Annotated in this window: 10 protein-coding genes; 5 read left to right on the top strand and 5 right to left on the bottom strand. The window is 72.8% G+C overall.

What is annotated here, in order from left to right:
- The first annotated feature begins 169 nt into the window (after positions 1-169).
- Together OG906_RS08320 and OG906_RS08315 are read left to right on the top strand one after the other, a co-directional pair.
- Positions 170-1,573: an 8-oxoguanine deaminase gene (locus OG906_RS08320; protein WP_329441364.1), complete on the top strand. Its 1,404-nt coding sequence runs from the start codon at positions 170-172 to the stop codon at positions 1,571-1,573.
- A 359-nt stretch (positions 1,574-1,932) separates the two neighbouring features.
- On the top strand, positions 1,933-3,327 hold the full coding sequence (locus OG906_RS08315; RefSeq protein WP_267796024.1) for a nucleobase:cation symporter-2 family protein: 1,395 nt from the start codon (positions 1,933-1,935) through the stop codon (positions 3,325-3,327).
- Between the two features lie 193 nt (positions 3,328-3,520).
- Here OG906_RS08315 and OG906_RS08310 read toward each other — a convergent pair whose 3' ends face one another.
- On the bottom strand, positions 3,521-4,576 hold the full coding sequence (locus tag OG906_RS08310; protein ID WP_329441362.1) for an Lrp/AsnC family transcriptional regulator: 1,056 nt from the start codon (positions 4,574-4,576) through the stop codon (positions 3,521-3,523).
- Positions 4,577-4,704: 128 nt separating this feature from the next.
- Here OG906_RS08310 and OG906_RS08305 point away from each other — a divergent pair, with 128 nt between their 5' ends.
- Together OG906_RS08305 and OG906_RS08300 are read left to right on the top strand one after the other, a co-directional pair.
- Positions 4,705-6,681: an ATP-binding protein gene (locus OG906_RS08305; RefSeq protein WP_329441360.1), complete on the top strand. Its 1,977-nt coding sequence runs from the start codon at positions 4,705-4,707 to the stop codon at positions 6,679-6,681.
- Between the two features lie 121 nt (positions 6,682-6,802).
- A complete protein-coding gene (locus OG906_RS08300; protein WP_329441359.1) occupies positions 6,803-7,924 on the top strand; it encodes a saccharopine dehydrogenase in 1,122 nt (373 codons plus the stop codon).
- A 143-nt stretch (positions 7,925-8,067) separates the two neighbouring features.
- Here the strand turns inward: OG906_RS08300 and OG906_RS08295 are convergent, their stop codons facing one another.
- The 3 genes from OG906_RS08295 to OG906_RS08285 all read right to left on the bottom strand — a co-directional run bounded on the left by OG906_RS08295 (position 8,068) and on the right by OG906_RS08285 (position 12,099).
- Positions 8,068-9,258 (bottom strand): GDSL-type esterase/lipase family protein, encoded by a 1,191-nt coding sequence (locus OG906_RS08295; RefSeq protein WP_329441357.1) that lies wholly within the window; start codon positions 9,256-9,258, stop codon positions 8,068-8,070.
- Between the two features lie 333 nt (positions 9,259-9,591).
- The gene (gene aceB, locus OG906_RS08290) at positions 9,592-11,211 is read right to left on the bottom strand and encodes a malate synthase A (protein ID WP_329441355.1); all 1,620 of its coding nucleotides are present in this window, start codon (positions 11,209-11,211) and stop codon (positions 9,592-9,594) included.
- Positions 11,212-11,484: 273 nt separating this feature from the next.
- The gene (locus tag OG906_RS08285; protein ID WP_329441354.1) at positions 11,485-12,099 is read right to left on the bottom strand and encodes a nucleotidyltransferase family protein; all 615 of its coding nucleotides are present in this window, start codon (positions 12,097-12,099) and stop codon (positions 11,485-11,487) included.
- Positions 12,100-12,357: 258 nt separating this feature from the next.
- Here OG906_RS08285 and yczR point away from each other — a divergent pair, with 258 nt between their 5' ends.
- Entirely contained in the window at positions 12,358-13,845 is a 1,488-nt protein-coding gene (gene yczR, locus OG906_RS08280) for a MocR-like transcription factor YczR (RefSeq protein ID WP_329441352.1), read from the top strand.
- Positions 13,846-13,884: 39 nt separating this feature from the next.
- On the opposite strand, the gene OG906_RS08275 is transcribed toward yczR, so the two are convergent.
- Positions 13,885-14,355, bottom strand: a complete 471-nt coding sequence (locus tag OG906_RS08275; protein WP_329441350.1) for a hypothetical protein — start codon at positions 14,353-14,355, stop codon at positions 13,885-13,887.
- Positions 14,356-14,453 lie beyond the last annotated feature (98 nt).

Genomic DNA, 14,453 nt, shown 5'->3' with positions numbered 1-14,453 from the left:
TCCGCAGTGGCCCCGGGATCGGCGCGACACTCTTCAACTTCCTTAATCGGCACCCGGACGCAACACACGGGGCGGCAGTACTGTCAGCTGTCAAGGCCCCCGGCTCCGGCACTCAAATCCCCTGGGTTTTGCCGTGCCCGTACCGCCACTGAAAGCACGAGGAAGTCCCATGGCAGCATCGGCAGCCCAGGACAGCGCCGCCCGGCGCATCGTCATCGAGAACTGTGCCATCGCGACCGTTGACGCGAACGACACCGAGTACGCCTCGGGTCACGTGGTCGTCGCCGGCAACAAGATCGAGTCGATCGGTGCGGGCAAAGCCCCCGAGAACCTCGCCAACGTGGTCCGCCGCATCGACGGCACGGGTCACCTCGTCACCCCGGGTCTGGTCAACACGCACCACCACTTCTACCAGTGGATCACCCGTGGTCTGGCCACCGACCACAACCTCTTCAACTGGCTCGTCGCCCTGTACCCGACGTGGGCGCGCATCGACGAGCAGATGACGTACACGGCCGCCCAGGGCTCCCTGGCGATGATGGCCAAGGGCGGCGTCACCACCGCCATGGACCACCACTACGTCTTCCCCAAGGGCTCCGGCGACCTCTCCGGCTCGATCATCCGCGCCGCGTCCGAGATGGGCGTCCGCTTCACTCTGGCCCGCGGATCGATGGACCGCAGCGTGAAGGACGGCGGCCTGCCGCCGGACCACGCCGTCGAGACCCTCGAAGGCGCGCTCGCCGACACCGAGGCGACCGTCAAGAAGCACCACGACCACTCCTTCGACGCGATGACCCAGGTCGCCGTCGCCCCGTGTTCCCCCTTCTCGGTCTCCACCGAGTTGCTGAAGCAGGGCGCCGAGCTGGCCCGCCGGCTGAACGTGCGCCTGCACACGCACGGCTCGGAGACCGTCGAGGAGGAGCAGTTCTGCAAGGAACTGTTCGGCATGGGTCCGACCGACTACTTCGAGTCGACCGGCTGGCTCGGCGAGGACGTGTGGATGGCGCACAGCGTCCACATGAACGACTCCGACATCGCCGCGTTCGCCCGCACCAAGACCGGTGTGGCGCACTGCCCGTCCTCCAACGCCCGGCTGGCCGCCGGCATCGCCCGCGTACCCGACATGCTGGCCGCCGGCGTACCGGTCGGCCTCGGCGTGGACGGCACCGCCTCCAACGAGTCCGGTGAGCTGCACACCGAGCTGCGCAACGCGCTGCTCATCAACCGCCTGAACCCCGTCCACCGCGAGCGCGCCCTGAACGCGCGCCAGGCCCTGCGCCTGGGTACGTACGGTGGCGCCCAGGTCCTCGGTCGCGCCGACAACATCGGTTCGCTGGAGGTGGGCAAGCTCGCCGACCTGGTGATGTGGAACGTCAGCACGCTGGCGCACTCCTCCATCGCCGACCCGGTCACCGCGCTCGTCTTCGGCGCGGCCGCCCCGGTCACCCTCTCGCTGGTCAACGGCAAGCAGATCGTCGAGAACAACCGACTGCTCTTCGCCGACGAGGACGCGATCGCCGTGTCCACGCGGGAAGAGGCCCAGCGCCTCGCGCGGCTCTCCGCGCAGGCCTGATCCCCCGGAGTCCGGTCGAGGGGGACGGCCCTCGACCGGCGGCCGCGGACCCGAGCGGGGTCCGCGGCAGCCGTTCCCGGGAAGCGCCCGAGGTCAACACCGAAGGCGCCCCCGGGGGCGGTGACTCGTGACACTCTCACGGCGCGCACCACCATCGGCACGCCACGGCCCGCGGGCTCCAACGCACCGCGGCATCCCGTGGGAACGACTCGGGCGAATCGTTTCCGCACCCCGTGCGTCCCTCACACCCCCTCGGGACGGCACCTCCACAACTTCACAACGGCTCGACTAGCACAGCTTTCGCACCACCTCCCAGACACCCACGTCCCTGCCGACGTGTTACCCGACCGGAGGAAGCCGTGGCCGCAACGCCCAGGTTTCGCAAAGATGCAGTCGCAGTACCGGAGGAGACGCACCCGGTCGACGAGACCTTGCCTCCGCTGAAAATGTTCACGAGCGGTCTCCAACACGTGGCCGCCATGTACGCGGGTGTCGTCGCCCCGCCCATGATCGTCGGACCCGCCGTCGGTCTCTCCGCCACCGAGACGGCCTTCCTGATGGGCGCCTCGCTCTTCACCGCCGGCCTCGCCACCCTGCTCCAGACCCTCGGGTTCTGGAAGATCGGCGCCAAGCTCCCCTTCGTCAACGGCGTCTCCTTCGCCGGTGTCACCCCGATGATCGCCATCGGCAAGGGGGAGGGGGTCGACGCCATCCCCGTCATCTTCGGCGCGATCATCGTCGCCGGACTCCTCGGCTTCCTGGCCGCCCCCTACTTCGGGAAGCTCGTCCGCTTCTTCCCACCCGTCGTCACCGGCACGGTCATCACCCTGATCGGCGTCTCACTGCTCCCGGTGGCGTTCAACTGGTCGCAGGGCGGCAACAGCACCGCCTCCGACTACGGGTCGATGCAGAACATCGGCATGGCCGCGCTCACCCTGGCGATCGTGCTGGTCATGCGGAAGTTCCTGCGGGGCTTCCTCCAGCAGATATCCATCCTGCTCGGCCTGGTCGTGGGCACCCTCATCGCGATCCCGCTGCACATGACGAACTTCGACGCCATCCGCAACGCGGACATCGTCGGCTTCCCCACCCCGTTCCACTTCGGCGCCCCGCAGTTCCAGGTCGCGGCCATCATCTCCATGTGCATCGTGATGCTGGTCTGCATGACCGAGTCCACCGCCGACATCCTGGCCCTCGGCAAGATCGTGGGCCGTCCGGCGGACGCGAAGACCATCGAGGGCGGCCTGCGCGCCGACACCCTCGGCAGTGCCATCAGCCCGCTGTTCAACGGCTTCATGTGCAGTGCCTTCGCCCAGAACATCGGACTCGTCGCGATGACCAAGGTGCGCAGCCGGTTCGTCGTCGCGGCCGGCGGCGGCATCCTGATCCTGCTCGGCCTGTGTCCGGTGGCGGCCTCCGTGATCGGCGTGGTGCCGCTGCCCGTGCTCGGCGGCGCCGGCATCGTGCTCTTCGGCTCGGTCGCCGCGAGCGGCATCCAGACCCTGGCGAGCGCCGCCATGGAGAAGGGCGAGAACGCCCTGATCGTGGCCGCCTCGGTCGGCATCGGTCTGATACCGATCGCCGCCCCGGGCTTCTACCACGCCTTCCCGAAGGACCTGTTGGTCGTCCTCGACTCCGGCATCAGCACCGGCTGCGTCGTGGCGATCCTGCTCAACCTGGCCTTCAACCACCTCGGCGCCAAGAAGGAGGACGAGGCCGCACAGGCCACGTCGGAACCGGCGTTCGTGCACTGAGGCCGGGTCACCGGCCGGCGCGCGGCGGCGCGGACGTCACCCACTGCGGGTGTGGCGTCCGCACCGCCGCGCGCCCGTGTTCCCCCGCGGGTCCGCGCCCGGGATCGCCTGGCCGTCCGCCCGCTCCCGGTCCGCCCACTTCCGGTCCGCCCGTTCGCCGCCCGTCCGTTCTCGGGCCCCCGTTCCGTGTGGCTCAGGCCGCGCGCGTCGGCTCCGTCCAGATGTCCGGGAGCACCGTGCGCACGCGTCGGCCCTCCTGGTCCAACTCCTGCGCCTCCGACTTGCGCACGTGGAGCGCCACCGCCGAGTCGGTGACCCGCATCGCCGGCAACCGGCGCGAGAGGTCCGAGGTGTAGCGGGACAGCTCGGCGATCGTGCGCAGCCGCGCACTGATCATGAAGTTCCAGGGTCCGCTGACGGACATGCAGGTCCGGGTCTCGCGTAACCCGATCGCCGCCGCCGCGCAGTCGGCCACCTCGTGCTCGGGCACCTCCGCCCACAGCGTCGCCGACACCGGCCACCCCGAGACCCCCGAGGCCATCGCGCAGCTGTAGCGCAGGCCCTGCCCCGCCTCCAACCGGCCCAGCCGGCGACGGACCGTGGACTCGCTCATGCCCGTCTCCCGCGCCAGCGAGGCCACGCTGCGTCGCGCGTCCGAGGCCAGTGCCAGCACCAGCGGCCGGTCCTCCTCGGTCATGCTCGTCGGCGCCGGCCCGGCGGGGGCCGCCGACGACGTGGAGCGGCGGGTCCGCCCGGTCAGCAGATCGATCTGGAGGGGGGTCAGTTGGTCCAGGCGCCACCGGTCGGGGGCGCTGTGCACCGCCGTCACCATCGAGGAGCGGGTCGCCCCCACCCCGGGGATCCGCTGGACCCGGAAGGACAGGTAGCGGTACAGCGTGTGCAGGTTCGGGACGGCCACGAACGCCAACAGGTCACGCGCGCCCGTGGTGTGCTGCACGCCGAGCGTGTGCGGGTCCCCGACCAGTGCAGCGCCGACCGCGGGGGCGGTGCCGGCGGCGCAGGTCACCTCCACCCAGGCCATGCAGGGCGACTGGTTGCCCGTACGCAGCCCCAACCCCGATATCCAGGCCTCGCCGGCCCCCGTCATGCGCTCCCAGCGGCGGGCCAGCGTGTCGGGTCGGGCACCCAGCACCGGTCCCAGCCGCTCCCAGCTCGCCCGGGGCGCGAGCTGGAGTGCGTGGACGAGCGCCCGGTCGGTGTCGTCCACGGCGGAAATGGCCGCGTGCATACCCTCTCCCTGGTGGTTCTCCCGGTCGCGGGTCGGAAGACCGGACTTTCCGCAGATCATCTCTCTTTGTGCACCGAACCGATGAATCCGACGGTGGTGCGCGAGCACAGGACGTCGCGGGAGGACGCGTGGGTGACCCCGAAGCGTGCGCGCGCCGCACCGTGCCCGCGGAGCTGTCCGATGTCGTCGGCCGGGACCGGGAGGCGGCGGCCACCGCCGAACTGCTCGCCGCCGGACGGCTGGTGACCCTCACCGGGCCGGCCGGCATCGGCAAGACCCGGCTCGCCCTGCGCACCGTACGCGGCCTGACCTCCGGCGACGGCGCCGACACCGTCTGGGTGGAACTGTCCACGCTGCCCGAATCCCGGTGGGCGGTGATGGAACACGAGCTGGTCTTCGCGCTCGACGGCCGCGAGGTGCTGTTGGTGCTCGACGGCTGCGAACAACTGGGCGTCAAGGCCGCACCGTTGGTGGCGGACCTGATGGCCTGGCTGCCCCGGGCCCGCATCCTGGCGACCTCCCAACGACGGCTCGACCTGCCGGGGGAGGCCGAACTCGCCGTCCCACCCCTGTCCTTGCCCGCCGAACCCCGGGACCCCGCCGCCCGGCAACCGGCCGCCGCGATCGCCGGCTGCGCCGCCGTGCGGCTGTACGAGGAACGCGCGCGCGGCGCCGACCCCTTCTTCCGGCTCACCGACGCCAACGCGGCCGCCGTCGCCGCCCTGTGCCGGGCCCTCGACGGCATCCCCGGGGCCCTGGAACTCGCCGCCGGGCGCGCGCACCGGTACCCGCCCCTGGAAGCCCTGCGCCGGCTGACCGCCGACCCGCTGACCTTCCTCGCCGGCGGCGCCGGTCGCGCCACCCGCGTCGACGCCGAGCGCACCCACCGACTCGCCTCACCGGCCGAACGCCTCCTGTGGGAGCGGCTCTCCGTCTTCGCCGGCTCCTTCGACGCGGCCGCGGTCGCCGACGTGTGCGGATTCGGGGAACTCACCCCGGCCACGGCCGTGGAAGCCCTGGCCCGACTCGCCCCCGCCCTGCTCGCCGACGAGGAGCGCCCGGGCCGGCACCGGCTTCCCCTGTCCGTGCGCGCCCACGCGGCGATGCGCCTCGCCTGCCGACCCGGCGACGACGGGACCACCGTCGTCCGGCGCCACCAGGAGCGCTGTCGCGCCCACGCGGAACGCGCCGCGCGACTGTGGCGGGGCGGCGCGCAGCGCGAGGCGCGCGCCCTGGCCCTGGCCGAACTCCCCGAGCTGCGGGCAGCGATGAACCCGCTCGCCGTGGGTCCGGGCGCCGCCCTGGAACTGGCCGTCACCCTGTGGTTCCTCTGGACGGCCTGCGGACTCCCGGCGGAGGGCCGGTGCCACCTGGAGCGCGCCCTCGCCCTGCACCCGCGGCCCCGGCCGGCCCGCGCCCTGTGGTTGGCCGCCTGGCTGACGGCGAGCCTCGACGGGACGGACGGCACGGACCCGCTGCTGGTGGAGGCCTGGAGCGCCGCGGTGCAGGAAGGGGAGGACGCCTGCCTCGCCCACCTCGCGCACGTGCGCGGCACGATCGCGCTGTGGGAGCGCCGCCACGACAGCGCCGTCACCGAGTACCGCGAGGCGCTGGAACTGCTGCCCGCCGGGCCCGTGTCCGGTCCGGGCCGGGAGGTGCTCCGGGCCGCCCTCGCCCTGGCCCTCGCCCACGTCGATCCGCCCGTCGATCCGTCGGCGGAGCCGCTCGGCGACGCGCCCGGCGGGCGCCACGACCCGTGGGCCCGGTCCTGGGCGCGCCACGCCGCGGCCGTGCGGCTGGCCCGCCGGGGTCGTACCGAGGCCGCCCGTGCCGAGGTGCTGTGCGCGCTGGAGACCCAGTCGGCCCTGGGCGACCGGACCGGCCGGGCCCTCTCGGCGGAGCTGCTGGCCGAGTTGGAGGCGGACCGGGGGCGGTACACGCGATCCGCCCGGCTGCTCGGTTCGGTCTCCGGGGCCCGTCCGGCGGTCGCCCGTCCGCCGCGCGCCCTGGACGTCCTGGGGGACCGGATGCCCGAGGAGGACCTCCGGGCGGCGTACGCGGAGGGCGCACGGATCGGACCGCGAGCGCTGCTGCCTGAATTCTGAGCCCCCGTTCCCGCTGCCGCGCTCCTTGCCGAACGGCAGCGGTGAACGGACTCTGATGGTCGGTCACATGTTGCACGCGGACGTCCGTCGAGGCGTCCTGAGCAGACAGGTGGTACCGCCGATGGCAGAAGTGCCGCAGTTGTGGATGCGCAACGAGACACGCCTCACCGAACGAAGGGCCCCGCTCACCCCCCAGGACGCCGGACGGCTCGTCCGGCAGGGCGTACGACTCACCGTGGAGGACTCCGCACACCGGGTCTTCCCCCTCTCTGCCTACGTGGACGCGGGCTGCCGCGCCGCACCCGCCGGGTCCTGGGCGGACGGGGCCGCACCCGGGTCCGCGTACATCCTGGGCCTCAAGGAACTCCCGCCGGAACCGGAGCGGTTGCACCACCGGCACGTGTACTTCGGGCACGCGTACAAGGGCCAGGCCGAGGCCCCGGCGCTGCTGGAGCGGTTCGCGGCAGGCGGTGGGACCCTGCTCGACCTGGAGTACCTGGCCGACGCCCAGGGGCGCCGGCTCGCCGCCTTCGGGTACTGGGCGGGCTACGTGGGCGCGGCGCTCGCCGTCCTCCAGGCGCGGGGCCTGCTCGAAGGCCCGCTGACACCGATGCCCCGGGCCGAACTCGACCGCCGATTACGCGCTTCGCGGGCCGTTCCGCCACCCGACGGGATCCAACTGCGGTCCATCGTGATCGGAGGGTACGGGCGCAGCGGACGCGGCGCCTGCGACGCCCTGGTCACCGCCGGCGTACGGGTCACCCGGTGGGACCGCACCGACACCGCCCACCTGGACCGCGCGGCCCTGCTCGGCTGCGACGTGCTGGTCAACGCGGTGCTCACCACCCGACCCGTGCCGGCCTTCCTCACCTCCGCCGACCTGGACCACGAGCCCGGCCCCGACGGGCGACGCCTCTCGGTGATCGCCGACATCACCTGCGACACGGGTTCGCCCCTGCACCTGCTGCCCGTCTACGACCGACTCACCGACTGGGCGACCCCGGCCCGCCGGCTGGTCGACGGCCTGCGGCCGCTCGACGTCATCGCCATCGACAACCTGCCGTCCCTGCTCCCGGCCGAAGCCGCCCGGGCGTTCTCGGCGGACCTGCTCCCCAAACTGCTGGCCCTGGGGACCGGCACCCCGGATCCCGACTGGCTGCGCTGCCGGGACGCCTTCGCCGAGGCCATGACCACACTGCACCCGACCTCCGTCCGCGACGGCGACGAGCAACCCGCCGCGTAGGCCCCGAACGGCCCCGGTCGGGGTCGGAGGGGTCGGGGGTCGGGGGTCGGGGGCGGGCATCCGCCCCGGGCACGGAACCCCGGCCTCTCGGCCGCGGGTTCCGCGCCCCTGCCGCGCGAGGGCGGTTCCGACGAGGGCGGTTCCTACGGGGCGGGCGTCAGGTACATCCCGCCCTGGTCGCCCCCGGCGGTGTTCCGGCAACTGTCCCGGGACGTCGCCGGTCGGGCCGCGGCCAGGGCCAGGCAGCGCCCGACGGCCAGTTGCCCGAAGTGGTTCGGGTGCATGGACTCCTGGATCAGGCCCTGCGTCTCACTGCTGTCGATCCAGCGCGCCCACTCGCTCGTCCGGGCGGACGCGGCCGACGTCGAGGTGACCAGCCTGCTGGCCTTCGCGCACACCTCGCGCCCCTGCATCATGTCCCGCAGGTCCAGGAACTGCACGCCCTTGGCGGCGGCCACCGCGCCCAGGCGATCGGCGATCTGCGGCACCAGCGCGTCCCGCGCCCAGTCCGAGTCCCGGTTCCAGAACGGGCAGCCGCCGGTGTTCAACCGGCTCCAGTCGCTCTGCGGGTACCGGTTCTCGGCGCCCCGCGGGATCGGTGAGGGGTAGGACTGCAGGACGACGCGGTACGAGGAGTCCGCGTAGCCGGCGCCGCGCATCACCGCCCGGATCTCGTCGACGGACTTGCCCACCTTGGCCATCACCCCGTCCATCTTCCGGTCGACGCCCTCCTGTTGGTCGTCGTGACAGTAGGAGCCCCAGAGGACGAAGTCGTAGGCGCACTCCTGGATGATGTCGGCGAACCCGAGGTCGTTCCCGCCGATGGACAGCACGATCACCTTGACGTCGTGGCTCGCGGCCACGCCGGCGAGCTGATCGGCCTGCGGGGCCTCGCCCTTGAAGGGCACCCCGCCGTTGGACGCCCGGAAGACGTTGTCCGACACCGCGCCGGAACACGCCAGGTTCACGGCCACGTCGGCGATCGGCCCGGCGCTGCGCACCTCGGCCGAGTCCGACCGGTGGCACCCGCCGGCGGTGGCGCCGTACACCTTGGAGGGGTCGTACGAACTGCCGCTGATCCAGGCCCGGTCGGTGCCGTTGCGGCTGCCGGCGTTGGTCAGGCTGTTGCCCTTCCACCGGCCGGCCTCGCCGGAGATGTAGCTGTCGCCCAGGGAGACCACCGCGGTCGGCCCGTTGCCCGGGCTCGCCGCGGACGTTCCCGCCCCGCCGGTCACGAGCGCGGCGGCGGTGAGGGGGAGGACCAGTGCGGCCCCGGCCAGTCGTCGCACACGACTGCCGGTCCGGCTCTTGCTGGCGTTGCGGAATCCGATCACTGCGGAACTCCTGCGGTCTGCCACGCCGATGCCCGGAGGAACTCCGGTGCACGGCTGGGGAAGTGGGGATTACCGCCGGCGCCGGTGGCATCGGAAAGGTGACACGCGGCCGCATGTTACCGCTAGGTACGTGCAGATTACGATGAGGTAACGTCCGATCGTTCGGTCGGCCCGCGTTGCCTCGCGTCCCGGGCTCGCCCGACCGGATTCCGCCGCCCGGCGCCGCGTGATCCCCGCGGGTGACGTGAAAAGGCCCCGCCCCCGGGCCCTGGGGGCGCGGGGGCGGGGCTTCGTGCTCGGCTGCTGTGCGTTTCAGTCGAGGACGCGGGTGGGTCAGCCGGTGAGCTGGTCGTACGCGGGGAGGGTGAGGAAGTCCGCGTAGTCGGCGTCGAGGGAGACCTGGAGCAGGAGGTCGTGGGCCTGCTGCCACTTGCCGGTGGTGAAGGCCTCCTCGCCGACCTCGGCGCGGATGGCGGCCAGTTCCTCGGTCGCGATCTTGCGGGTCAGATCGGCGGTGGCCGTCTCGCCGTTCTCGAAGACGACCCCGGCGTTGATCCACTGCCAGATCTGCGAGCGGGAGATCTCGGCGGTGGCCGCGTCCTCCATCAGACCGAAGATGCCGACGGCGCCCAGGCCGCGCAGCCACGCCTCGATGTAACGGATGCCGACCTGGACGGCGTTGCGCAGGCCCTCGTAGGTCGGCTTCGCGTCCAGCGAGTCGATGGCGATGAGCTCGCCCGGGGCCACCGAGACGTCCTCGCGCAGCCGGTCCTTCTGGTTGGGCTTGTCGCCGAGCACCGCGTCGAAGGAGGCCATCGCGATCGGGACCAGGTCGGGGTGGGCGACCCAGGAGCCGTCGAAGCCGTCGCCGGCCTCGCGGTCCTTGTCGGCCTTGACCTTCTCGAACGCGACCTTGTTGACCTCGGCGTCCTTGCGGGACGGGATGAAGGCCGCCATGCCGCCGATGGCGTGCGCGCCGCGCTTGTGGCAGGTCCTGACCAGCAGTTCGGTGTACGCCCGCATGAAGGGGGCGGTCATCGTCACCGCGTTGCGGTCCGGCAGGACGAACTTCTCGCCGCCGTCGCGGAAGTTCTTCACGATGGAGAAGAGGTAGTCCCAACGGCCCGCGTTGAGGCCGGCCGCGTGGTCCTTGAGTTCGAAGAGGATCTCTTCCATCTCGTAGGCCGCGGTGATCGTCTCGATCAGGACGGTCGCGCGGACGGTGCCCTGCGGAATCCCGACGTAGTCCTGGGCGAAGACGAAGATGTCGTTCCAGAGGCGCGCCTCAAGGTGCGACTCCGTCTTCGGCAGGTAGAAGTACGGGCCCTTGCCGAGGTCGATCAGGCGCTGGGCGTTGTGGAAGAAGTACAGGCCGAAGTCGACGAGCGAGCCGGAGGCCGGGCCGCCCTCGAAGCGCAGGTGGCGCTCCTGGAGGTGCCAGCCGCGCGGCCGCATCACGACGGTGGCGAGCTGGTCGGCGGACTTCAGGGCGTACGCCTTGCCGGTGCGGGGGTCGGTGAAGTCGATGCGACGCTCGTAGGCGTCGATGAGGTTCAGCTGGCCGAGGACGACGTTCTCCCAGGTGGGAGCCGAGGCGTCCTCGAAGTCGGCGAGCCAGACCTTGGCGCCCGAGTTCAGGGCGTTGATGGTCATCTTGCGGTCCGTCGGACCGGTGATCTCCACGCGGCGGTCGTTCAGCGCGGCCGGGGCCGGCGCGACCTTCCAGTCTCCCTCGCGGACCTGTGCGGTGTCCGGGAGGAAGTCGAGGGTGGAGGTCCGGGCGATCTCGGCGCGCCGCTCGCCGCGTCGGGCGAGGAGCTCCGCGCGGCGGGGGGCGAACCGCCGGTGGAGCTCGGCCACGAAGGCGAGGGCCGCTTCGGTGAGGACTTCGTCCTGCCGGGGCAGGGGCTCGGCGTCGACGATGGCCAGCGGGGACGGCGCTGGTGCGGACATATCTGTCACTCCTTCAGCGGCGGTGCCTGGCGGCCGCGGGGAATGCTCGCGCGAGACGGCACGCAGTGCCGTCGGGTGTGGAGAGTTCCGGGATACGGTCGCGGGCGCCGTCTTTGGGTTCAGGGCGCTTCTGACCAGTGGATAGTAATTTCCTCATGGTGGAAGTTCAATGGTTTGTTGATGTCGAGATTCTCCGGGTCGACAGATTCCGCCGATCGGTGGCCCTGGGTGCCACGGTGGTCACGCCCCGCTGCTTCCCGCCCGCCGGCCGATTCATGCGAGTCGGGCCAGGTCCGGCGGCGTGTCGATGTCCCAGGCCTCCGCGACGTCACCGCACTCCACCAGGGTGAGCTCCCCGGCGTGCCGCGCCAGATGGACCCGCGCGCCCCGGTCGCCGGTCGCGGTCTCGGCGATGTCCGCCCAGCGCTCCGCCCCGAACAGCACCGGATGCCCCCGCTCGCCGTCGTACGCCGCGGCGGCCAGGCTCGCCGGCGACCGGTACGCCGCCAGCACCCGGGCCACCGCCGCCGCCCCGATGCCCGGCTGGTCCACCAGGGAGACCAGGGCCGCGTCCGCCCCCGCGCCGGCCAGCGAGGTGAGCCCGACCCGCAACGAGGACCCCATGCCCTCGGCCCAGTCCGGGTTGTCCACCACCACGCAACCGGTCAGGTCGGCGCGCTCGCGCACCTCGACCGCCGAGGCCCCCAGCACCACGTGCAGCGGGCCGCAGCCCGCCTCGCGCAGCACACGGACGGCGTGCTCCACGAGCGGGCGGCCGTGGTGGGAGAGCAGCGCCTTGGGGCGGCCGCCGAGGCGGCGACCGCCCCCGGCGGCGAGCAGCAGGCCCGCGATCACCGGGGCGGGACGGGGGGTGGTGTGGGCTGACATGACAGCGATTCTCGCCCCTGGACCGAACCGCGCGGGCGCCGCGCCAGGATCCTGCGCACGGCGGCCGCGACGGCGGGCACGGCGGCCGGCAAGGCCGGGAAGCGCAACGGCTCCGAGATCCGCTGCTCCACGGCGCTCACCCGGGCTCGTTCATCGCGATCGGTCAGCATGTCGGCGTCTCCTTGCCAATCGGGGGCCAATACGGCGAGTCTGGTCCTCGATTGGCCTGGCGGGCAGAGCCAATCGGGGGAGGTTGGCATGGCGAACGGTCCAGTGGTCCACACGGCGGACAGAACGATCGGCAGCCGGCGGCTCGCCGCACTGCTGCCCGACGAGGTCCGGGCACGCCCCGGCTACCGCTCCCTCGCCGACGCCCTGCGCACGCTGATCCTCGACGGCCGCATCGCCCTGCGCGTCCGGCTGCCCGCCGAACGCGAACTCGCCGCGGCGGTCGGTGCGAGCCGGGCCACCGTCACCGGCGCCTACGACCTGCTGCGCGAGAGCGGCTACGCACGCAGCCGGCGCGGCTCCGGGACCTGGACCGAACTGCCCGAGGGCCACGGGCCCGTCGGCACCCACCCGCTCGTCGGCGCCGGCGGGTACCGCCCGGACGGCGATCCCGGCATCGACCTGGCCATCGCCGCGATGGGCGCCCCCGAGGGCAGCCTGGAAGCGGCCCTGGCCTGGGCCGCGCCCCGGCTGCCCTCGGTCGCCCGGCACCCCGGCTACCACCCCTTCGGCCTGCCCGACCTGCGCACGGCCGTGGCGGACCGCTTCACCCGCCGCGGACTGCCCACCCGCCCCGAGCAGATCCTCGTCACGGCGGGCGCCCAGCAGGCCTTCGCGCTGGTCGTGAGCCTGCTGTGCGGGGCCGGGGACCGGGTCGTCACCGAGAACCCGACCTACGCCAACGCGCTCGACGCCCTGCGGCACGCCCGACTGCGCACCGCGTCGATCGCCGTCTCCGAAGCGGGCTGGGACATGGAGATCGCGGAGTCCACGCTGCGCCAGACCGTGCCGAGACTGGCGTACGTGATCCCCGACTTCCACAACCCGACGGGCTCGCTGATGCCCGAGGAGGACCGGCAGCGCCTGCTGGAGGCCACCCGGCGCACCGGGACCTGGCTGGTGGTCGACGAGACCATCGCGGACATCGCCCTCGACGTGCCCGCACCCGCCCCGCTGGCCTCCCTCGCGCCGCGCGGGGGAGCGGACCACGTCGTGACCATCGGGTCACTGAGCAAGACCCACTGGGGCGGACTGCGCGTCGGCTGGATCCGCGCCTCCGCCAAGATGATCGCCGAGCTGACGGCCGTACGGGTCGCGGCCGACATGACCGGCTCGGTCCTGGACCAACTCGTCGCGCTGCCGCTGCTGGAAGGGCTCGACGCCTCGCTCCCGACACGGCTCGGACACCTGCGCGAGCAACGCGAGGCCCTGGTCCGCTCCCTCGAACGACACACCCCGGAATGGTCCTGGGAGCTGCCGCCGGGGGGCCTCTCGCTCTGGGTGGACCTCGGGGAACCGGTCAGCTCCGCCCTCTCGGAACGCGCCGCGGCCGCCGGCGTCCACATCGGACGCGGCGCCCGCTTCGGCGTGGACCCGGGAACCTTCGAACACCGCCTGCGCATCCCGTACACGCTCCCGGCGGACCGCCTCGACGAGGGCGTCCGCCGGCTCGCGGCCGCCTTCCACGACGGGGTGCCGCTCCCCCCGTCGGTGGAACGGCCGTACTGGGTCGCGTAGGACAGCCCGTTCGGGTGTCGATCGGGCCGCCGGCATCGGTCAGGCCGAGCTCCGGGACAGGGCCCGGCCCCGCCCGCGGAACCACGCGTTGGAGGCCGGGCGGAACATCAGGAACACGGCCGTGAGGACGGCCGCCACGTGGACGGCCCGGCTCGCCGCGAAGATCCGGGCACCGCCGTCCGCCCGCTCGGCGGCGGAGGCGATCGAACCCCCGTCGAGGAGGTACCCGAGCGGCTCGACGACCAGCGAGGCGGTGCCGAGGATCCCGAGGCCCAGCGCGAGGGCGAGCCGGGCCCAGTGGGCACCGGCCCGCATGCGCAGGGTGGTCAGGACGGCGGCGGTGAAGACCGCGAGCCGGAAGGCCAACCCCACGCCGATCACGTCGGCGGCGCGGCCGTCGACCGGCATCCGGCTGATCGACAGGACCGTCTCGAAGACGCCGGCGGCGACCGCGGTCATCCAGAGGGCGTGGGCGGCACGGACAGTGGTGGGCGGCGCGATGGGTGACACGGGGCTCTCCCTCGATCGGGGCTCTCTCCCCGAATGCTCCCGGGCGCCGGCCCGCCGGACCCGCCCGCGTGCCGGTGTCTCCACCGGGGGGTTGTCCC

The sequence above is a fragment of the Streptomyces sp. NBC_01426 genome, assembly GCF_036231985.1.
In the GTDB taxonomy this organism is placed as follows: Bacteria; Actinomycetota; Actinomycetes; order Streptomycetales; family Streptomycetaceae; genus Streptomyces.
Note: the sequence above shows the minus strand (reverse complement) of the source record. Positions and strands in the feature narration are given on the sequence as shown.

Excerpts from the sequence above, each read along its gene's own strand:
- OG906_RS08310 (WP_329441362.1), bottom strand. The coding sequence starts at position 4,576 with ATGCACGCGGCCATTTCCGCCGTGGACGACACCGACCGGGCGCTCGTC.
- yczR (WP_329441352.1), top strand. The coding sequence starts at position 12,358 with ATGGCGAACGGTCCAGTGGTCCACACGGCGGACAGAACGATCGGCAGC.
- OG906_RS08300 (WP_329441359.1), top strand. The coding sequence starts at position 6,803 with ATGGCAGAAGTGCCGCAGTTGTGGATGCGCAACGAGACACGCCTCACC.
- aceB (WP_329441355.1), bottom strand. The coding sequence starts at position 11,211 with ATGTCCGCACCAGCGCCGTCCCCGCTGGCCATCGTCGACGCCGAGCCC.
- OG906_RS08320 (WP_329441364.1), top strand. The coding sequence starts at position 170 with ATGGCAGCATCGGCAGCCCAGGACAGCGCCGCCCGGCGCATCGTCATC.
- OG906_RS08285 (WP_329441354.1), bottom strand. The coding sequence starts at position 12,099 with ATGTCAGCCCACACCACCCCCCGTCCCGCCCCGGTGATCGCGGGCCTG.